Here is a 19,749-nt window from a genome sequence, read left to right on the forward strand (position 1 = left end):
TTACCTTCACCGTCGTCAATAAAGCCTGCTTTGCGCTTTCGGGGCGCGCAAACCATGTTCGGCATCATGGAAAAGATTTCGCTTCTTTCAGGCAAGCTCTGGCTCGTCGGTGCCGGTCCGGGTGACTCAGACCTCCTGACACTGCGCGCCGCGCGATTGCTCGAAAGCGCCGATCTCGTCGTGCACGACGGCCTCGTCGGCGACGGTGTGCTGGCGCTGATCCCGCCCCACGTCGAGCGTATCAGCGTCGCCAAGCAGCGCAGCCGCCACACGATGAAGCAGGAACTGATCAACGAATTGCTGGTTCGCGAGACGCTTGCGGGCAAGCAGGTCGTCCGCCTCAAAGGCGGTGATCCGTTCATTTTCGGCCGCGGCGGCGAAGAACTCGATGCCGCGCGCGAAGCGGGCGTTGCATGCGAGGTCGTTCCCGGCATCACCGCCGCGGCCGGCTGCGCCGCGCAGGCCGGCCTCCCCCTCACCCACCGTGAGGATGCGAGCGCAGTCAGCTTCGTCGCGGGGCAGTGCAAGGATCTGACCGATCAGGATTGGTCGGGGCTCGCAGGACATGGGCGCACACTCGTCATTTACATGGGCCTCGCGACCGCCAGCGCCATCGCCGACAAGCTGATCGCCGACGGCGTTTCGCCGGACCTTCCGGTAGCGGTCGTCGAACGCGGCACCACCGCCGATGCGCGCATGTTGCGCACGCTTCTGACCGATCTCGGCGACCTCGTCGCACGCGAGAAAGTAGCGAGTCCGGCGCTGATCGTCGTCGGCAAGGTAGCAGCGCGCGCAGACGCGCTCGATTGCCTCGGCGCCCCGGGCGTCGCGGCTCAAATAAGGGACTTCACATGAAACTGCTCACGGGCAATGACCTGAAAACAGGATTTGTCACCTGGTGGACCGGCGCCGACTGGTCGCTGCATATCGAGGACGCCGCCGACGTCGGCGAACATGGTGAGGCGATCCTCGCCGCCGAGGAAGGCGCGCGGCGCGTCAACGCCCCCTATATCATCGCCGGCGAACAGACGGCCGAGGGCCCGCGCCCCGCGCATATCAAGGATCGCATCCGCGCCTTGGGCCCGACCGTGCGCCCCGACCTGACATTGAAACCCGCCGATCCCGCGGCCGGCGACTGGGTGATCTGACATGTATAAATATGACGAATATGACCAGCAGATGGTCGACGCCCGTGTTGCCGAATTTTCGGATCAGGTGCGCCGCCGCCTTGCGGGCGAAATCACCGAGGACCAGTTCAAGCCGCTGCGGCTGATGAACGGCCTCTATCTCCAGCTTCACGCCTATATGCTGCGCGTAGCGGTGCCCTATGGCACGCTCGACAGCCGTCAGATGCGGATGCTGGCGCATATCGCGCGCAAATATGACCGCGACTACGGCCATTTCACCACGCGCCAGAACCTTCAATATAACTGGATCAAGCTCGAGGATGCGCCCGCGATCCTCGCCGACCTCGCGTCGGTCGAGATGCATGCGATCCAGACGAGCGGCAATTGCATCCGCAACATCAGCTCGGACCAGTGGGCGGGCGCCGCCGCCGACGAGATCACCGACCCGCGCCCGTGGGCCGAACTGCTCCGCCAATGGTCGAGCTTCCACCCCGAATTCAGCTATCTGCCGCGCAAGTTCAAGATCGCGGTGATCGCTGCCGAGGAAGATCGCGCCGCGATGCGCCTTCACGACATCGGCATTCAGATCGTCGAACGAGATGGCGTCCATGGCGCCGCCTTCTACGTCGGCGGCGGCATGGGCCGCACCCCGATGATCGCACCGCTGATCAAGGATTTCGTGCCTCTCGAGGATATGCTGAGCTATGCCGAGGCGTGCTTGCGCGTCTACAATCGCTACGGCCGCCGCGACAATATCTATAAGGCGCGCATCAAGATCCTGATCCACGAGCTGGGCGCCGACGAATATCGCCGCCAAGTCGAGGAAGAGTTCGCGCATGTGAAGTCGCTGGGCATCGACCCGCCGAAGGCCGAGTTCGACCGCATCGCGGCACAATTCGCGCCGCCTGCACTCGACACGTCGGCACCCGATGCCATCGACCGCAGCGATCCCGACTTCGCTGTCTGGGTCGACCAGAATGTCGCTGCGCACAAGGCGCCCGGTTATGCCATCGTCAACATCAGCCTGAAGCCCGTCGGCGGCATCCCCGGCGATGCGTCGTCGGCGCAGATCGACCTGATGGCCGACCTTGGCGAGAAATACAGCCACGACGAGCTCCGCGTCACCCACGCGCAGAACATCGTGCTGCCGCACGTCCGCAAGGCCGATCTCTATGCTATCTGGCAGGCGCTCGACGCCGCGGGTCTCGCGACGCCGAACCTCGACCTCATCAGCGACATCATCGCCTGCCCCGGCCTCGATTATTGCAGCCTTGCCAACGCGCGCTCGATCCCGGTCGCACAGAAGATCGCAACGCGCTTCTCGGACCTCGGCCGCCAGAAGGAACTGGGCGAACTCAAGCTCAAGATTTCGGGCTGCATCAACGCCTGCGGGCATCACCACGCCGGCCACATCGGCATCCTCGGCGTCGATCGTAAGGGCACCGAAAATTACCAGCTGTCGCTCGGCGGCTCGGGCGCGGAGGACGTCAGCCTCGGCACGATCACCGGTCCCGGTTTCGACGAGGATGGCGTCGTCGATGCGATCGAGCGCGTCACCGACAAATATCTCGCCGAACGGACCGAAGGCGAGCGTTTCGTCGACACCTACCGCCGTATCGGCATGGCTCCCTTCAAGGAGGCTATCTATGGTTGAGCATCTGCACGCCGATGGCGAAGAACCCGCGGTCACCCTCGACGCCTTCCTGTCGCAGTCGAACGCGACCGCAGTGCGGCTCGAACCCGACGAGGATGCGCGGGCGCTGATTCCGCACCTCGACCGGCTCGCGCTGATCGAAGTCGCCTTTCCCAAATTCCGCGATGGCCGCGGCTATTCGTCGGCGCGTATCCTTCGCGAGGCGGGATATATCGGCGAACTGCGCGCGCAGGGCGACGTCCTCGTCGACCAGATTGCCTATATGAAGCGCTGCGGTTTCGACACCTTCGCGCCCGAAAAGGCGCTCAATCCGGCCGATGTCGAAGCGGCGCTGACGCGCTGGCCCGAACATTATCAGGGCGCCGCCGACGGTGCGGTGCCAATCTGGAAATTAAGGCATGGCTGATCTGAAGGCCTCTTCTTCGCGCGCGGACCGCACCCGCGACCGGATCGATGTCGCGCCGCGCTTCACGCAGGCCGATGTCATACGCCTCAACAACCTCTTTCGCGGTCAGGATGCCGCCGAGGTTGTCGCGAGCGTGATCGGCGCGGGGCTGCTCGGCGAGACCGCGATCGTATCCAGCTTCGGCGCCGAAAGCGCGGTGCTGCTGCACCTCGTCGCTCGCGCCGCGCCCGACATGCCGGTGCTGTTCCTCGACACTGGCAAGCATTTCCCCGAAACGCTCGCCTATCGCGATACGCTCGCCGCGAAGCTGAAGCTCAACATCGTCAACCTGACGCCCGATGCCGAAGACCTCGCGCAAAAGGACGCGACCGAATTGCGCTGGTCGTACGACCCCGATGGTTGCTGCGAAATCCGTAAGGTGAAGCCGCTCGAAAAGGCGCTTGCCGATTTCGACACCTCGATCACCGGGCGCAAGGGCTTCCAGTCGTCGACACGTCAGGGACTCGCCCGCTTCGAACTCGACGGCACGACCGGCCGCCTCAAATTCAACCCGCTCGCCAATTGGACACGCGAAGAACTCGACGCCTATTTTGCGGCGCACGACTTGCCGCGGCATCCGCTGGAGGCCGAAGGCTATCCATCGATCGGCTGTTCTCCATGCACATCGAAGGTCAAGCCGGGCGAAGACCCGCGCTCGGGCCGCTGGCGCGGCTGGGACAAGACCGAATGCGGCATTCACGCCGAAGTGACGCCGCTGGGCGACGATCCGGCGAACGACCCGGCGTTCTAGGCCGCGTCGTCACTCATAATCTTCGAATGCCTGACTGCCGTCCGCAAGGTCGCTGAATTTCGTCGTCTTCGCCTCGAAGTGCAGGCGCACCTTGCCGATCGAGCCATGGCGTGACTTTGCGATGATCACTTCCGCCAGGCCGAAGACTCGTTCCATCTCGGCCGCCCATTCCTCGTGCTGCGCATGGATTTTGACATCGTCGCCCTCGATCGGGCGCTTTGGTTCGCGCGAACCGACATAATAATCCTCGCGAAACACGAAGATGACCATATCGGCGTCCTGTTCGATCGATCCCGATTCACGCAGATCGGACAGCATCGGCCTTTTGTCTTCGCGGCTTTCAACCGCGCGGCTGAGCTGCGACAGCGCCATCACCGGAACATGAAGTTCCTTTGCCAGAGTCTTCAAACCGCGGGAAATTTCTGAAATTTCCTGCACGCGATTGTCGCCGCTTTTCGAAGTGCCCTGCAACAGCTGAAGATAGTCGACGATGATGAAGCCGATGCCGTGTCGGCGCTGCAGACGCCGCGCGCGGGTACGCAGGCCCGCGATCGTCAACCCCGGCGTGTCATCGATGAACAGCGGCAGCGTTTGAAGTTGCTGCGCCGCGCGGCTCAGTTGCTGAAACTGCTCCTTGCTGATCTTGCCCATGCGCAGCGCTTCACCCGAAACGCCCGATTGCTCGGCGAGCACGCGCGTCGCGAGCTGGTCGGCGGACATTTCGAGGCTGAAGAAGGCAACTTTCGCGCCCATATTCTTCTCGGGCGGAATGCCGTCATCCTCGTCCCGCCGCCAGCGTTCAGCGGCGTTGTAGGCAATATTGGTGGCAAGCGAGGTCTTGCCCATACCCGGTCGGCCCGCGAGGATCATCAAATCCGAATTGTGCATGCCGCCGATCTTGGCGTTCATGCTCGCGATGCCGGTCGTGATACCCGACAGATGACCGCCCGAATTAAGCGCGCGCTCGGCCGCCTGCAGCGCCGTCAGGCTGGCCTGATTGAAGCTTTTGACCGACCCCATCTCGGCCTCACCGCCCGCGACGCGATAGAGCGCGGTTTCAGCCTCTTCGATCTGTGCCTGCGGATCGACGCGTTCGCTGGTGTCGAGCGCATTGTCGACCAGCGTGCGCCCAACCCCGGCCAGTTCGCGTAGCAGCGCCAGGTCGAAAATCTGCCGCGCAAAATCGCGCGCGCCGATCAGCCCTGCGCCGCTGCCGGTGAGCTGCGCCAGATAGCCGACCCCGCCGACCGCCTTCATCGCTTCATCGGCCTCGAAATAGGGTTTCAGCGTCACGGGGGTCGCGATGCTGTTGCGCTCGATCAGCGCCATCGTCTGCTGAAAGATGCGGCCGTGCAGCGGTTCGAAGAAATGGTCGGGCGTCAGTGCGACGGGCAGATCCTCGACGACTCGGTTGTCGATCAGGATCGCTCCGAGAAACGCGGCCTCGGCCTCGATATTACGCGGCATCTGGCGCTCGTCGCCAGTGGGGACGGCGGTCGGGATAAGGGCTAGTTCGGGCATTGATGTCTTCATGCTCCGATCGCTCGGCAGGTGCAACGGGCTTGGATATGCTGATCGGCAGCGTCGGGGGTGCTTCTGGGGATAAGTCTCTAATCCCGGTGGTCGAGCGGCGAGAGGGCCGCGTCAGCCCTCTTGCCCTTCGCCCCCGTCCAAGTAGAAGCACGGACAGCATGGCCGACGCAGACCCCTCGAAACAACGGATCATTTCGATCGAACTCGACGAGGGTTCGATCGTCTGGCGCAATCCCGACGTCGAGCAGGAGCGCCGCGTCGCGATCTTCGATCTGATCGAGGACAATAAATTCGTTCCGCAGCGGGGGCATGCCGATGGCTATGCCGGCCCGTACCGTTTGATGCTGCGCGTCGAGGACGGGCGGTTGATCTTTGAAATCAGCCGCGAAGACGGCACACCGCTCGAGGCGATCATCCTTGGCCTCGGCCGTTTCCGTCGCCCGATCCGTGACTATTTCGCGATCTGCGACTCATATTATCAGGCGATCAAGACCTCGACCGCGCAGCAGATCGAAACCGTCGACATGGCGCGCCGCGGGCTGCACAATGAAGCGGCAGAGATGCTGATGGACCGGCTCGACGGCAAGATCGCAGTCGATTTCGCTACCGCGCGACGACTGTTCACGCTGATCTGCGTGCTCCACATCAAGGGCTGACGATGGCATCGGGGGCAATCAGAAGCAGGAAACCGGGGAAAGCCGGCGGCGACTGGGGCGCGGCGATTACGCGCACCTTGCGCAAGATCGGCGCCGCCATCGTGCTGCTGCTGCTCACCGCGGGCCTTGCATTATGGTGGGCCGCCCGCTGGATTCCCGACCGCGCCCTCTATCCGACGCAGGGTGTCACGATCGATGCGGACAATGGCGATGTGCATTGGGGCTCGATCAAGGCGGCGGGCGCCGATTTCGCTTATATTATGGGCACCGACGGCTCTTCGGCGGTCGATCCCCAATTCGCGCGCAATATGGCGGCCGCACGCGAGGCCGGCGTGCAGGCGGGCGCGATCCACCGTTATAGCCTCTGCCAGCTCGCGACCGATCAGGCCGCGAACTTCATCCGCCATGTTCCCCGCCGCGCCGACGCGCTGCCCGCCGTGGTCTGGCTCGATTACGACGATCGCTGCCCCGACCGCCCGACGCGCGCGCTTTTGCTCTCCGAACTCGCAACCTTTCTGGCACAGATCGAGGCGCATATGGGCAAGCAGAGCGTGATCGCGCCCGGCCCGGCGTTCGAGAGTGATTACAAGGTAACCCAGGGAATCGCGCGCACGACCTGGCTGCGCCGCGACTTTTTCGAACCCGATTATGGCGCGCACCCTTGGACGATGTGGCAAGCCAATAACTATGTGCGCCTGTCGGGCGCCGAGGGCACCGTCGGCTGGAACGCGCTGCGCCCGCAAGGAGAGATGCGATGACCGATACACGTGATGCCTTGATCGACGCTGCTCGCGACGCGGCGGGTCGTGCCTATGCACCCTACTCAGGCTTCCATGTCGGCGCCGCGCTGCTCCTGAAAAATGGCGACGTCGTTACCGGCGCCAATGTCGAAAATGCGAGCTATGGCCTTACCCTCTGCGCCGAGACCGCCGCAGTTGCGAAAATCGCGAACGAGGGCTGGATCGGCGAGCTTGCCGAGGTCGCCATCGTCGGCGGGCGCCCCGACGGCGAGGCGCTGCTCGGCTCTGACCCGGTCAACCCCTGCGGCCGTTGCCGCCAGATCCTCAACGAGGCCGCCGAGCGGTCGCAGACCGACATTCTCGTCCATTGCGCCTCGGGCGACGGCAGCGCGGTGAAGACCTATAAGCTCAGCGAACTGCTCCCCGCGGCCTTCGGGCCCAAGGACCTCGGCCTCATCGACTGACCGCTTGCGCAACACCCACAGGACCGACAAGAGACACCATGGCTATTCTTTCCGATCGCTGGATTCGCGAAGCCGCCCAGACGCAGGGCATGATCGAACCGTTCGTGGAGGCACAGCGCCGCGACGGCTGTATCAGCTATGGCCTGTCCTCCTACGGCTATGACGCCCGCGTCGCGCCCGAATTCAAGATTTTCACCAACGTCGATTCGACGATCGTCGATCCCAAGGATTTCGATCCGAAGAATTTCGTCGACCGCGAAACCGATGTCTGCATCATCCCGCCGAACAGCTTCGCGCTTGCGCGCACGGTCGAATATTTCCGTATTCCGCGCGACGTGCTCGTCATCTGCCTCGGCAAATCGACCTACGCCCGTTGCGGCATCATCGTGAACGTCACGCCGCTCGAACCCGGCTGGGAAGGTCATGTGACGCTCGAATTTTCGAACACGACACCCCTGCCCGCCAAAATCTATGCCAATGAGGGCGCCTGCCAGTTCCTGTTCCTGCAGGGCAACGAGCCGTGCGAGACGAGCTACGCCGACCGCGCGGGCAAATATATGGGCCAGAAGGGCGTCACCCTGCCCAAGCTTTAAGGCGGCCACGCCGCGCAGGCATGGCCCACACCGAGATGTCGGGTTCAGACGAGCGGGCAGCATGACACTTATGTGACACGAAATGTCACAAACACGTCACACAACTCCCTCATTGGCGGCTCAGCGAGTCGCCGCGGGGGTGGCGGCTTGGTTCGGTAACGACCCCCGACAGGATTACCCGATGTTCCAGAAATTTGCCCTTGTTGCTGGCGCTGCGACGTGCGCGCTCGCGCTTTCCGCGTGCCAGGATCAGGCATCTTCGGGCGGCGGCGCGCGCGATTATATCAGCGCGGTCGGCTCTTCGACCGTCTATCCCTTTGCCACCGCGGTCGGCGAAAAGTTCGCCGAAGCGACGGGCAACAAGACGCCGAAGATCGACAGCACGGGCACCGGCGGCGGCTTTGAACGTTTCTGCAGCGGCGTCGGCGGCGACACGCCCGACATCGCGAACGCCTCGCGTCGCATCAAGAAGAAGGAATATGACACCTGCGTCAAAAATGGCGTGAAGGACATCGTCGAAGTCCAGATCGGCATTGACGGCATCGCGCTGGGCGAAGCGCAGCGTGGCCCGGGCTTCAAGCTCTCCGAAGAAGATGTCTACAAGGCGCTGGCGGCGAACCCCTATGGCAAGCCGAACACCGCCAAGACCTGGAAGGACGTGAACCCGGCCCTCCCCGCCGTGGCGATCTCGGTCTTCGGCCCGCCGTCGACCAGCGGTACCTATGATGCGTTCAAGGAACTGATCCTTGGCAAGGGTTGCGATGCCAATGCCGAGATGAAGGCGCTGAAGGACAGCGACAAGGAAAAGCACGAAGCGACCTGCACCACGCTGCGCGGCGCGCCCTATTATGTCGAGCAGGGCGAGAATGATAACCTCATTATCTCGAAGCTCGACAAGAACCCGACCAGCCTCGGCATCTTCGGCTTCAGCTATCTCGATGCGAACAAGGACAAGATCAAGGCGGTTCCGGTGCAGGGCGTTTCGCCCACCTATGCCGCGATCGCCGACGGCAGCTACCCCGGCTCGCGTCCGCTGTTCATCTATATCAAGAAGGCGCACGTCGGCGTCGTCCCGGGCCTCGCCGAATATGTCGCCGAGTTCCTGAAGGGCGCGGGTGACGGCGGCTATCTGAACGCCAAGGGCCTGATCGTGTCGCCGAAAGCGATTGCCGACATCGCGGCGTCGAACGGCAAGGCGATGACCGCGCTGAACGGCGCCGAACTCAAATAAGTTTCCTCCCGCTGGTGGCCGGGCGGGCTCGCCCGGTCCGGCCGCCGCCTTTTTGATTTTTCTGAGGACGGAAATAGCGACGTGACCTTCAACGCCGCCGCCCTTCTGCTTTTGATCGCGGGTCTCGCGCTGATCGGCTGGCTCGCCGGTCGCGCGCGGTCAAACCTGCTGGCCGGCCGCGCCGGTGAAAAGCTCCATTCGCGCCCGCAATATCATGGTTGGTACGTCGCGCTGTGGCTCTTCGCCCCCGCCGCGCTGTTCCTGGCCGTCTGGTCGTCGGTCTCGCCCGCGCTGGTCACCAATCAGGTGCTCGCGACCGAGGCGGCGCAAGGTCTCCCCTCTTTCGGCTTCGAGCGCGGCGCGATCCTGTCGGACGCGCGCAGCGTCGCCGAGGGCAAGCAGGCCGCGGTGCGCTTGCCCGCCGCGGCGCCGCTGGTGAAGCCCTATGCCGACGCCAGCCACAAATATGCGTGGATCGGCATCGCCGCGATGCTCGCGCTGGCGCTCGCGGGCGGACTCTACGCCTTCACGCGGATCAAGCCCGATTTCCGAGCGCGCACGCGGGTCGAAAAGATCGTGATGCTGTTCCTGCTGCTCGCGTCGCTCGTCGCGATCCTCACGACATTCGGCATCGTGCTGTCGCTGCTCTTTGAATCGATCCGCTTCTTCCGTCTCGTCTCGCCGGCCGAACTGCTGTTCGGGACCGAATGGGCTCCGACCAGCGGCGCGCCGCAGCCCGACACCTTCGGCGGCATTCCGCTGTTCTGGGGCACGATCCTGATCGGCGCGATCATCGCGATGATCGTCGCGATCCCGATCGGGATGATGACCGCGGTCTACCTCACCCAATATGCCGCGCCGACGGTGCGCAAATGGGTGAAGCCGCTGCTCGAAATCCTCGCGGGCGTGCCCACGGTCGTCTACGGCTATTTCGCCGCGCTGACGGTGGCCCCGGCGCTGCGCGAATTCGCGGTGATGCTGGGTATTCCCAACGCCTCGACCGAAAGCGCGCTCGCCGCGGGTATCGTGATGGGCGTGATGATCATCCCCTTCGTCTCCTCGATGGCCGACGACAGCATCAACGCGGTGCCGCAGGCGATGCGCGACGGATCGCTCGCATTGGGCGCGACGCCGAACGAGACGATCCGCCAGGTGCTGATCCCCGCCGCGCTTCCCGGCGTGATGGGCGGCATATTGCTCGCGGTCAGCCGCGCGATCGGCGAGACGATGATCGTCGTCATGGCCGCCGGCCTGTCGGCGAACATGACCGCCAACCCCTTTGCCAGCGTCACCACGGTGACCGCGCAGATCGTAAAACTGCTCACCGGCGACCAGGAGTTCGACAGCGCGAAAACGCTGGCGGCCTTCGCGCTCGGCCTCGTCCTCTTCATCGTTACGCTGCTGCTCAACATCGTCGCGCTGCGCATCGTCAAAAAGTATCGTGAAGCTTATGAATAGGCAGACCGCCCCCACCGACTGGAAAGGCTCCGTGATGCAGACGCGCATCGCGAAGCGCTACGCCGCCGAACGCCGCTTCAAGCTGATGGGGCTGGGCGCGGTGCTGCTCTCGGGCGCTTTCCTCGCTTTCCTGCTGTTCGTGATGGTCGGCAACGGCGCACGCGGCTTCATGTATACGCATGTCGAAGTGCCAGTCGATTTCAAGGCGATGCCGCTGACGATTGACAAGGCGCGCCTCGGCGATGCCGACGCCGATCAGGTCATCGCGAATGCCGGCCTCTCCGACATCGTTGCCTTTGCCGCCGACGAGGCGCTGGGCACCGACGGATCGAAGCTGATCAGCGAGAATGCGTGGAAGGAAGTGCGCAGCGCGATCAAGGACGATCCCGAATTGCTCAACGGCAAGACGGTGTTCGAGCTGCCCGCCTCGTCCGAAGTCGACATCACCGCCAAGGAAGGCGCCAAGGGCGCGCTCGGCGCAAAGGTCGACGCGCTGGAGAAGGACGGCAAGCTGTCGACCGGCATTCACTGGCCCTTCTTTAAGAACGCCGACGCCACCGACCCCGCGGTCGCGGGCATATGGGGCGCGCTCAAGGGATCGGTGCTGACGATCTTCATCGCCTTCCTCATCGCCTTCCCGACCGGCGTGCTCGCGGCGCTTTATCTGGAAGAATATGCGCCGAAGAACCGCTGGACCGACCTCATTGAAGTGTCGATCAACAACCTCGCCGCAGTGCCCTCGATCATCTTCGGCCTGCTCGCGCTCGCGGTGTTCATCAACTGGTTCGGCCTCTGTCAGGCGAGCCCGCTCGTCGGCGGGCTGACCTTGGCGCTGATGACGATGCCGGTGATCGTGATCGCCAGCCGCAACGCGATCAAGTCGGTGCCGCCGTCGATCCGCGACGCGGCGCTCGGCGTCGGCGCCAGCCCGGTGCAGGTGGTGTTCCATCATGTCCTGCCGCTCGCCCTGCCCGGCATCCTGACCGGCACGATCATCGGCATGGCGCGCGCGCTGGGTGAGACCGCGCCTTTGCTCCTCGTCGGCATGCGCGCGTTTATCGGCGACGTTCCGGGCGGCATCTGCTCGCCCTCGACCGTGCTGCCGATGCAGATTTTCCTCTGGTCGGACGAAGTCGACCGGGGCTTTGTCGAGAAAACCTCCGCCGCGATCATCGTGCTGCTTATCGTGCTGCTGTCGATGAACGCCTTTGCGATCTATCTTCGCAACAAATTCGAAAAACGCTGGTGACCCCAATGACCCAAGACGATCTTACCATCGCCGACCCCAAGATGAAGGCGCACGGCGTCAACGTCTTCTATGGCGAAAAACAGGCGATCAACGACGTGTCGATCGACGTCGGCACCGACCTCGTCACCGCCTTCATCGGCCCGTCGGGCTGCGGCAAGTCGACCTTCCTGCGTTCGCTGAACCGCATGAACGACACGGTCGCCAGCGCGCGCGTCACCGGGCAGATCGAACTCGACGGCGAGGACATCTACGCACCGTCGATGGACGTCGTACAGCTCCGCGCCCGCGTCGGCATGGTGTTCCAGAAACCGAACCCCTTCCCCAAGTCGATCTATGACAATGTCGGCTATGGTCCGCGCATCCACGGCCTCGCGCCGTCGAAGGCCGACCTCGACGTCATCGTCGAGCGCGCGCTGGTGCGCGCCGGCCTGTGGGACGAGGTAAAGGACCGCCTCGGCGAGAGCGGCACCGCGCTGTCGGGCGGCCAGCAGCAGCGCCTGTGCATCGCGCGCGCGATCGCGGTCGACCCCGAAGTGATCCTGATGGACGAGCCCTGCTCGGCGCTCGACCCGATCGCCACGGCGAAGATCGAGGAATTGATCCACGAACTGCGCGGCAAATATGCGATCGTGATCGTTACCCACAATATGCAGCAGGCGGCCCGCGTGTCGCAGCGCACCGCCTTTTTCCACCTCGGGACGTTGGTCGAATATGGAAAGACGACCGACATCTTCACCAACCCGAAGCAGGAACGCACCAAGGACTATATCACTGGCCGCTACGGTTGATCCGCAGCGCAAAAGGACAAGAGTGATGGCACTAACCAACGATCATACGGTCAAGGCTTTCGACGAAGACCTCAATCGCCTGCGCGGGCTGATCAGCGAAATGGGCGGCCGCGCCGAACAGGCGCTGCTCCAGGCGATGACCGCGCTCAACAAGGGCGACCTCGATCTCGCCGCACAGGTCGTGCGCGACGACAAGAAAATCGACGCGCTGGAAGCCGAGGTCGAACAGCTCGCGGTCCAGACCATCGCGCTCCGTGCGCCGATGGCCGACGACCTGCGCGAAATGATCGCGGCGCTAAAGATCGTGTCGGTCGTCGAGCGTATCGGCGACTATGGCAAGAATATCGCCAAGCGCGTCGCGCTGATGGACCAGACGCGGTCGATCGAGGCGATCCCGCTTCTGATGTCGATGTCGAACATCGTCGTCGAGCTGATCCACGACGCGCTCGACAGCTTCGCTGCACGCGACGCCGAACTCGCGATCCGCGTCACCGTCCGCGACAAGAATGTCGACGATTTCTACAACAGCATCTTCCGGACGCTCGTCACCTTCATGATGGAAAATCCGAAATATATTTCGGAAAGCGCGCACCTGCTGTTCGTCGCCAAGAACCTCGAACGCATGGGCGACCATGCGACCAACATCGCCGAGATGGTCTATTATGTCGTGACCGGCGAGCGGATGGAAGAACGCGAGCGCGGCGAACAGCCCGAAGATGGCGCCGCGGAGCAGGAGCAAGGCTGATGCCGCAGCCCGACCTGTTGCTCATCGAGGATGACGAGGCGATTGCCGAGCTCATCGTCTGGCATTTCGCGCGCGAGGGCTTTTCGGTCCGCCAGACCCCCGACGGCGAGCAGGCGCTCGTCCTCGTCGAGGAGCGTGTGCCCGATATCGTCCTGCTCGACTGGATGATCGAGAGCCTGCCCGGCATCGAGGTCTGCCGGCGCCTGCGCCGCAACCCCAAATCGGCGAACGTCCCGATCATCATGCTCACCGCGCGCGGCGAGGAAGAGGACCGCATCCGCGGCCTTGAAACCGGCGCCGACGATTATGTCACCAAGCCGTTCAGCCCTCGCGAGCTGGTCGCGCGTGTGCAAGCGGTGCTACGCCGCCTGCGCCCCGCGCTGGCCGGCGAGATGCTGACCTATGCCGATATCGAACTCGATTCGGTCGCACACAAGGTCGTGCGCAACAGCCAGATCGTCGCCATGGGCCCGACCGAATTCCGCCTGCTCCGCCATTTCATGGAGCATCCGGGCCGCGTCTTCTCACGCGGGCAATTGCTCGACAGCGTGTGGGGCCAGGACAGCGACATCGAACTGCGAACGGTCGACGTCCATATCCGCCGCCTGCGCAAGGCAATCAACCTGCCCGGCACGAGTGACATCATCCGTACGGTGCGCTCGGCGGGCTATGCGCTGGATGCCGGCAAGAGCGTCTGATCAAGACGACGGCAAACGACCGATTGCGGACATCACCCTCTTCGTCACCCCGGGCTTGACCCGGGGCCTGCCTTATCTTTTCAACGTCAGGCGGGAGGAAGGCGGATCCCGGGTCAAGCCCGGGATGACGAAATAAGGAACGTCCGCCCCCCACCCTAAACAGACTCACTGATAAATCAGAAATCCATCTGCGTCCGCAGGCCGAACGTATCCGCCGTATAGTTGCGATCGCCCGTGACAGTCGGGATGCGCGCGTCGTCGATCCACAATTTGCCGTAATTGGCGATGATGCGGATATAGTCGATCGGCGCCCAGACGAGGCCAATCAGCGCCGCCCTTTGCTGACCGCCGACGATTCCGGCGTCGTTGAGATCGAGATGATCGTAGCGCGCGTTGATCTCGATCGCGCCGATCCCGCCGGCAGTGATCGGTTTCGACGGTTTTAGCCGGTCGAACGCGCCATCCCTGTAACTGCGGCTGTCGCCGGGGGTCAGCACCATGCCGACCTCCGCATAACCGCCGAAGAAAGTCGGGTCGGCAAAGCCGGGACGCTTCATCGTCTGCCAGAAGCTCTCACCCGACGCATGGAACGGGCCCGAGACCAGCGCAGCCTCCAACCCATAGCCGCGCTCGCCCTTGGCGCTGATGTTGCCGGTATCGACCAGACGCACGTCGGTCGTATGGACATAGGGCCGGGCACGGTAGCGCGCGGTGGGCGACTGGTCATTGAAATCGCGAATGTGGAGCGACCCGCCCAGATGCAGCTGGGTTTCGCCGAATTTGGGCATCCACACCAGCCGTCCGTCAGCGCTCACGCTGTTGTTCGCATCGTCCAGCAGGTCGTTTGCATTGTCGCCGAACACGCCCGCCTGCGCGAGAATCTGCTTGCCCTTATATTGCGCGCCCAGGCCGACGCGGCGTTCGAAACCAAAGGCCGGGACAAAGGCCGCACGCTCGGTAAAGCTGGTGAACAGGTCGCTCGTTACATCTTCGAGCGAGGTGAAATGCCTGATGTGCCCCACCGTCACCGACAGCGGCCCTTGCCCATAAGTCAAATAGACGTCGGTCAGTTCGGCCGAGCCACCGGCGAAATCGGCCTCGACGCGGTACGAAAAACCGCCCGGAATCTTGCCATCGACGCCCAGGAATACGCGCCGGATTTCGGTCGTCAAACCGCCACGCGGTCCCAGCACGCCGGTGGGCGCATCGACACTGGCCACATCGAACTGCATCCGCCCGCGCGGCTTGAAGCTCCAGCCGTCGGCGGTCTTGATCTCGGGCGCACCCTTCCAGCTGATTTCGGTCGCCGGTTTGGCGGTCACCGACGGCGGCACGAGTGTCGGCACCGGCGCGGGAGCCGGCTGCGCCGTCGCGGCATCCAGCCGCGTTTCGAGCATTTGCACCTGCGCCTTCAGCGCGGCAAGTTCGGCGCGAAGCTGCGCGGCCTCTTCGGCGGTCATGGCCTGCGCATGCGCAGCGGTTGGCAAGCTGAGCATCGACGTTGCCAGCAAGGTGGCAGTGAGGACATGGCGCATAGAGTTGCTCCGGTGCGAAAGGTTACAATCTGAGGGCGCTGCTATGACGCTTAGATGACAGATGCACGTCATTTGCATGACATTTTTGTTTCGGTTGCCGTTTTTTTTCGCCCTCTTGCCAGTCGAGCGCGAACGGCTAAGGACGGTCCGGTTTTTTCGGGCAACCTTTCTTTGGGTGCGGCCCCTTTCGGGAGACCATCATGACGATCAAGTTTGACGGACGCGTTGCAATTGTTACCGGCGCCGGCGGCGGCCTTGGCCGCGCCTATGCGCTCGAACTCGCACGCCGCGGCGCGAAGGTCGTTGTCAACGACCTCGGCGGATCACGTGACGGCACCGGCCATTCGGACGCGGCGCTGCAGGTCGTCGAGGAAATCCGCGCCGAGGGCGGCACCGCGATGTCGAACGGCGGCAGCGTGACCGAATATGAGCAGATGGTCGAAATGGTCGCCAAGGCGAAGGAAGAATGGGGCGGCATCCACATCGTCATCAACAACGCCGGCATCCTGCGCGACAAGAGCTTCGCCAAGATGGAGCCCGCCGATTTCGACCTCGTGCTGAAGGTGCATGTCAGCGGCAGCGCCAATGTCACCAAGGCAGTGTGGGACACGATGCGCGAACAGGCCTATGGCCGCTTGCTGATGACGGCCTCGTCGACCGGCCTCTATGGCAATTTCGGCCAGGCAAACTATGGCGCGGCGAAGCTGGGCCTTGCCGGCCTGACCAAGACGCTGCATCTTGAAGGCGCGAAATATAACATCCGCTGCAACACGATCGCTCCGGTCGCGGGCACGCGCATGACCGAAGACATTTTCCCTGCCGAGCTGTTCGAAAAGTTCACGCCGGAGAATGTCGTGCCGGCCGCGCTCTACCTGGTCAGCGAAGACGCACCGACCAACATGATCGTCGGCGCGGGCGCGGGCGCGTTCCACGCCGCTTATGTCACCATGACCCCGGGTGTCGCGCTTCCCGAAGGCGAACGCACCCCGGAGGGGGTCGCCGCAGCGTGGGAGAAGATTATCGACCGCAACGGCGAAACCGTCCCGCAGTCGGGCAGCGAGCAGTCGATGGCCGTCATGCGCGCCTTGCAGGCGCTGGGCTGAGCCTGATACATCTTTCCGCATGGGAATGCCGGGGCGGCGTTCCCGTGCGGGGGATGGAGTATGGCAGAAATGGATCTGGGCAGCGGCATCGACCTGCTGCAACAACGGGCAAAACTCGTCAAAGCCCTGCTGATCGCAGGTTTTGTGCTCGTTATCGCGGTGATGGTCGGCGAAATCGCCGAATATGGCGGGGTCATCAGCCTCGACGAAGTCGAGCTTTCGCCCCCGGCGCAGCTATACGCGAGCGTCGCACTGTTGAGCGTCGCGGTCACGATCGCGACGATCATATTCTTTTCGATGTGGATCTACCGCGCCGCGGCCAATGTCGCGGCGGCCGAAGTTGTCGGTTTCGACTATACGCCGGGCTGGTCGGTTGGCTGGTTCTTCATCCCCATCGCCAATCTCGTGAAACCGTTTCAGGCGATGCGGCAGATCTGGAACGCCAGTCACGGCCATCGGGCTGATGCCCTCGATCACGGCAACGGTCTGCTCACCATATGGTGGGCGACCTGGCTGGTTTCGAACATTGCCAACAATATATCGACCCGATTGTCGCTGCGCGCCGACACGATCGACGACGCTCAACTGGCGACGATGTTCGGCATCGTGGGTTCGGTCGTCAGCCTGATACTCTATCCCTCGGCGCTACGGCTGGTCGATCGCATCACAATCGCGCAGCGCGAAAAGCTGACAGCATCGCATATATTTTCCTGACTTATTGTATTGCATCACCAATACAGTTCGGATAATAGGTCGTTGGGGCAAGGGGATCGGACAGAAGGACGACCCCGATGTATAGTGAAAGCGACCTGCAAGCCGCGGTCGATGCAAAGGTATTGACGCCGGAGGCCGCACTGGCTTTCCGGTCGCATATCGCATCGGTGCGCGCCGCCCCTGGAGCGGATGAGGAATCATTCCGCCTGATCACGGGTTTCAACGATATTTTCGTCAGCATCGCCGCGGTGATCCTGCTCGTTGCGGTCGGCTGGATCGGCGCTTCGATCCATCCCGCGCTCGGCGGAGCGTTCGTCGCCGGCTCGGCGTGGCTCCTCGCCGAATATTTCACCCGTCAGCGCCGTATGGCGCTGCCCAGCATCGTACTCGTGCTGGCCTTTTCGGGCGGCGTATGCGCAACGATGATCGGCTTCCTCGTCAAGCATGGCGAGGATATTTTCGGCCATAATCCGGGCGAGACGACGCTGGCCGTCGTCGCCGGCGCGATCGCCGCGGTTACCGCGGGCGCGACCTGGCTCCATTGGAAACGCTTCATGGTGCCGATCACCGTCGCCGCCGGCACCGCGGCGCTAGCAGCCACGGCCGTCGCACTCGTCCTCGCCATCACCGGCGCCCCGGGCCCCGACGGCACGCTGCCGATGACGCTGGTGCTGATCGCGGGGCTCGGCGTCTTCACGCTTGCGATGTGGTGGGACCGTAGCGACCGCGTACGCCAAACGCGCCGCAGCGATGTCGCCTTCTGGCTTCACCTGCTCGCCGCGCCGATGATCGCGCATCCGATCTTCCATCTGCTCGGCGTCACGCGCGGTGACGACATCGGCAGCGCCGCGGCGGTGATGGTGATCGGCGTCTACATCCTGTTCGGCCTGATCGCGCTCGCGATCGACCGCCGCGCCCTGCTCGTCTCGGCGCTCGCCTATGTGCTGTTCGCGATGACGCAGCTGTTCAACACCTTTGGCGCGGTCGAACTCAATGTCGCGCTGACGGCGTTCGTGATCGGATCGGCGCTGCTGCTGCTCTCGGCCTTCTGGCAGAATGCCCGAGCGGTGGTCGTGGGCTTCCTGCCCGACAATCTCGCGAACCAGCTGCCCGCGACAACGCGGACCGTCAGTCTCCAACCAGCTTCATAAGTTTGCGTTCGACGGGGGCGAGCACATTGGCAAGCTCGTCCCCGCGTTTCAGGATCGCCCCGGCTTCGGAGACAAGGGCCCACATGCCCTGCCGGCTCCGCAAGGCGGGGCGTTTTTCTATGCGATATTCGGGGCGCTCGGCGGCGCGGCGAAAGGCCGAGAAGATCGCGGCGTCGCGGTGGAAATCCATCGCATAGTCGCGCCAGTGTCCCGCCGCGACCATGCGGCCGTAGAGATCGAGGATACGCATGAGCTCGGGACGCTCGAAACCGGTCTGCTGCGGAACCGCCCGGTTATTTCCGAACGGCAGGGGTGTCACGGTCCCCATCAGGCGCCGGTCCGGCTCCCCTTGCGCCGCGGCGCCTGTTCCTCGGCGATTTCGCGTTCGTCGAGCAGAGCCTTGAGCTGCTTCTGCATCTGATCAAGCTGGCATTGCAGCAGTTCGATCTTCTGCGTCGCGGGGTCGAAGGTTTCGCTGCACGGCGTACCATAAGGCACGAACTCGCGCGCATATTCGGTGGCGTCGAGCAGGGTCGAGCGCGCCGGGATGCCGACCATCACCGCACCCTCGGGCACATCCTTGGTCACCACGGCGTTCGCGCCGACGCGCGCGCGCGCGTTGACGGTGACGGGCCCCAGGATCTGCGCGCCCGATCCGACGATCACATCATTGGCAAGCGTCGGGTGGCGCTTGCCGCCGACACCGTTCGCGGGATCGGTACCGCCGAGCGTCACGCCCTGATAGATCGAGACATTGTCGCCAATCTCGGCGGTTTCGCCGATCACGACGCCGAAACCATGATCGATGAACAGATGCTCGCCGATCGTCGCGCCCGGATGGATGTCGATCGCGGTCAGGAAGCGCGAGAGATGATTGACGAAGCGCGCGAGGAAAAACAGCTGCGCCTCGAAAAGCCAATGCGCGATACGGTGCATCCCGACCGCAAGCAGGCCCGGATAGAGTAGAATTTCCCAACGCGACCGCGGCGCAGGGTCGCGCGCCTTGATCGAATCGAGATAGGCGACCAGCCCGTTGAACATCGCATTGTCCCCTGCGACCCCGTTTGTTCTGGCGAAGATAGTTGTTTGGAGGTGCTATTTCCACCCCCGACGC

Annotated in this window: 22 protein-coding genes; 18 read left to right on the top strand and 4 right to left on the bottom strand. The window is 63.6% G+C overall.

From position 1 onward, the window contains the following. Nucleotides 1–66: 66 nt before the first annotated feature. From cobA to BLW56_RS19100, 5 genes are read left to right on the top strand one after another with little or no spacing between them, the layout of a single operon-like run. Nucleotides 67–855, top strand: coding sequence for a uroporphyrinogen-III C-methyltransferase (cobA, locus tag BLW56_RS19080; RefSeq protein WP_093513103.1), 789 nt, complete (start codon nucleotides 67–69; stop codon nucleotides 853–855). Further along, nucleotides 852–1,148 (top strand): DUF2849 domain-containing protein, encoded by a 297-nt coding sequence (locus BLW56_RS19085; RefSeq protein ID WP_093512722.1) that lies wholly within the window; start codon nucleotides 852–854, stop codon nucleotides 1,146–1,148. Before cobA ends, BLW56_RS19085 begins: the two co-directional genes overlap by 4 nt. Nucleotide 1,149: 1 nt before the next feature. After that, entirely contained in the window at nucleotides 1,150–2,781 is a 1,632-nt protein-coding gene (locus tag BLW56_RS19090; RefSeq protein WP_093512724.1) for a nitrite/sulfite reductase, read from the top strand. Then, nucleotides 2,774–3,187, top strand: coding sequence for a DUF934 domain-containing protein (locus BLW56_RS19095; protein ID WP_093512726.1), 414 nt, complete (start codon nucleotides 2,774–2,776; stop codon nucleotides 3,185–3,187). Before BLW56_RS19090 ends, BLW56_RS19095 begins: the two co-directional genes overlap by 8 nt. Beyond that, a complete protein-coding gene (locus tag BLW56_RS19100; protein WP_093512728.1) occupies nucleotides 3,180–3,977 on the top strand; it encodes a phosphoadenylyl-sulfate reductase in 798 nt (265 codons plus the stop codon). The genes BLW56_RS19095 and BLW56_RS19100 overlap by 8 nt, the downstream gene beginning before the upstream one ends. Nucleotides 3,978–3,986: 9 nt before the next feature. Here the strand turns inward: BLW56_RS19100 and BLW56_RS19105 are convergent, their stop codons facing one another. Further along, nucleotides 3,987–5,498, bottom strand: coding sequence for a replicative DNA helicase (locus BLW56_RS19105; protein ID WP_093512730.1), 1,512 nt, complete (start codon nucleotides 5,496–5,498; stop codon nucleotides 3,987–3,989). A gap of 170 nt (nucleotides 5,499–5,668) precedes the next feature. Here BLW56_RS19105 and BLW56_RS19110 point away from each other — a divergent pair, with 170 nt between their 5' ends. The 10 genes from BLW56_RS19110 to phoB all read left to right on the top strand — a co-directional run bounded on the left by BLW56_RS19110 (nucleotide 5,669) and on the right by phoB (nucleotide 14,132). Then, a complete protein-coding gene (locus BLW56_RS19110) occupies nucleotides 5,669–6,166 on the top strand; it encodes a UPF0262 family protein (protein WP_093512732.1) in 498 nt (165 codons plus the stop codon). A 2-nt stretch (nucleotides 6,167–6,168) separates the two neighbouring features. After that, on the top strand, nucleotides 6,169–6,924 hold the full coding sequence (locus BLW56_RS19115) for a GH25 family lysozyme (protein WP_093512734.1): 756 nt from the start codon (nucleotides 6,169–6,171) through the stop codon (nucleotides 6,922–6,924). Further along, the gene (locus BLW56_RS19120; RefSeq protein WP_093512736.1) at nucleotides 6,921–7,370 is read left to right on the top strand and encodes a cytidine deaminase; all 450 of its coding nucleotides are present in this window, start codon (nucleotides 6,921–6,923) and stop codon (nucleotides 7,368–7,370) included. Before BLW56_RS19115 ends, BLW56_RS19120 begins: the two co-directional genes overlap by 4 nt. 38 nt (nucleotides 7,371–7,408) lie before the next feature. Then, complete coding sequence (dcd, locus tag BLW56_RS19125; RefSeq protein ID WP_093512738.1) at nucleotides 7,409–7,963, top strand: dCTP deaminase; 555 nt, start codon at nucleotides 7,409–7,411, stop codon at nucleotides 7,961–7,963. A 181-nt stretch (nucleotides 7,964–8,144) separates the two neighbouring features. Beyond that, nucleotides 8,145–9,194 (top strand): substrate-binding domain-containing protein, encoded by a 1,050-nt coding sequence (locus BLW56_RS19130; protein WP_093512740.1) that lies wholly within the window; start codon nucleotides 8,145–8,147, stop codon nucleotides 9,192–9,194. A gap of 81 nt (nucleotides 9,195–9,275) precedes the next feature. Further along, nucleotides 9,276–10,652: a phosphate ABC transporter permease subunit PstC gene (gene pstC / locus BLW56_RS19135; protein ID WP_093512741.1), complete on the top strand. Its 1,377-nt coding sequence runs from the start codon at nucleotides 9,276–9,278 to the stop codon at nucleotides 10,650–10,652. After that, the gene (pstA, locus tag BLW56_RS19140) at nucleotides 10,645–11,901 is read left to right on the top strand and encodes a phosphate ABC transporter permease PstA (protein ID WP_093512743.1); all 1,257 of its coding nucleotides are present in this window, start codon (nucleotides 10,645–10,647) and stop codon (nucleotides 11,899–11,901) included. The genes pstC and pstA overlap by 8 nt, the downstream gene beginning before the upstream one ends. A gap of 5 nt (nucleotides 11,902–11,906) precedes the next feature. After that, the gene (gene pstB, locus BLW56_RS19145; protein WP_093512745.1) at nucleotides 11,907–12,689 is read left to right on the top strand and encodes a phosphate ABC transporter ATP-binding protein PstB; all 783 of its coding nucleotides are present in this window, start codon (nucleotides 11,907–11,909) and stop codon (nucleotides 12,687–12,689) included. 25 nt (nucleotides 12,690–12,714) lie between these two features. After that, nucleotides 12,715–13,434 carry a phosphate signaling complex protein PhoU gene (gene phoU / locus BLW56_RS19150; RefSeq protein WP_093512747.1) on the top strand — a complete coding sequence of 240 codons (720 nt, stop codon included), beginning with the start codon at nucleotides 12,715–12,717 and terminating at the stop codon, nucleotides 13,432–13,434. Then, the gene (gene phoB, locus BLW56_RS19155; protein ID WP_037510484.1) at nucleotides 13,434–14,132 is read left to right on the top strand and encodes a phosphate regulon transcriptional regulator PhoB; all 699 of its coding nucleotides are present in this window, start codon (nucleotides 13,434–13,436) and stop codon (nucleotides 14,130–14,132) included. The genes phoU and phoB overlap by 1 nt, the downstream gene beginning before the upstream one ends. 176 nt (nucleotides 14,133–14,308) lie before the next feature. On the opposite strand, the gene BLW56_RS19160 is transcribed toward phoB, so the two are convergent. Then, nucleotides 14,309–15,667 carry an OprO/OprP family phosphate-selective porin gene (locus BLW56_RS19160; RefSeq protein WP_093512750.1) on the bottom strand — a complete coding sequence of 453 codons (1,359 nt, stop codon included), beginning with the start codon at nucleotides 15,665–15,667 and terminating at the stop codon, nucleotides 14,309–14,311. Nucleotides 15,668–15,867: 200 nt separating this feature from the next. Here BLW56_RS19160 and BLW56_RS19165 point away from each other — a divergent pair, with 200 nt between their 5' ends. The 3 genes from BLW56_RS19165 to BLW56_RS19175 all read left to right on the top strand — a co-directional run bounded on the left by BLW56_RS19165 (nucleotide 15,868) and on the right by BLW56_RS19175 (nucleotide 18,635). After that, a complete protein-coding gene (locus BLW56_RS19165) occupies nucleotides 15,868–16,770 on the top strand; it encodes an SDR family NAD(P)-dependent oxidoreductase (RefSeq protein ID WP_093512751.1) in 903 nt (300 codons plus the stop codon). 60 nt (nucleotides 16,771–16,830) lie between these two features. After that, nucleotides 16,831–17,484, top strand: a complete 654-nt coding sequence (locus BLW56_RS19170; RefSeq protein ID WP_093512753.1) for a DUF4328 domain-containing protein — start codon at nucleotides 16,831–16,833, stop codon at nucleotides 17,482–17,484. Nucleotides 17,485–17,561: 77 nt separating this feature from the next. Beyond that, nucleotides 17,562–18,635, top strand: a complete 1,074-nt coding sequence (locus BLW56_RS19175; RefSeq protein WP_093512755.1) for a hypothetical protein — start codon at nucleotides 17,562–17,564, stop codon at nucleotides 18,633–18,635. Here BLW56_RS19175 and BLW56_RS19180 read toward each other — a convergent pair. Continuing rightward, nucleotides 18,613–18,963, bottom strand: coding sequence for a DUF2794 domain-containing protein (locus BLW56_RS19180; protein ID WP_093512757.1), 351 nt, complete (start codon nucleotides 18,961–18,963; stop codon nucleotides 18,613–18,615). The genes BLW56_RS19175 and BLW56_RS19180 overlap by 23 nt on opposite strands. Continuing rightward, nucleotides 18,963–19,676, bottom strand: a complete 714-nt coding sequence (gene cysE / locus BLW56_RS19185) for a serine O-acetyltransferase (protein WP_093512758.1) — start codon at nucleotides 19,674–19,676, stop codon at nucleotides 18,963–18,965. The genes BLW56_RS19180 and cysE overlap by 1 nt, the downstream gene beginning before the upstream one ends. Between the last annotated feature and the right edge of the window lie 73 nt (nucleotides 19,677–19,749).

The organism is Sphingopyxis sp. YR583 (assembly GCF_900108295.1).
In the GTDB taxonomy this organism is placed as follows: Bacteria; Pseudomonadota; Alphaproteobacteria; order Sphingomonadales; family Sphingomonadaceae; genus Sphingopyxis.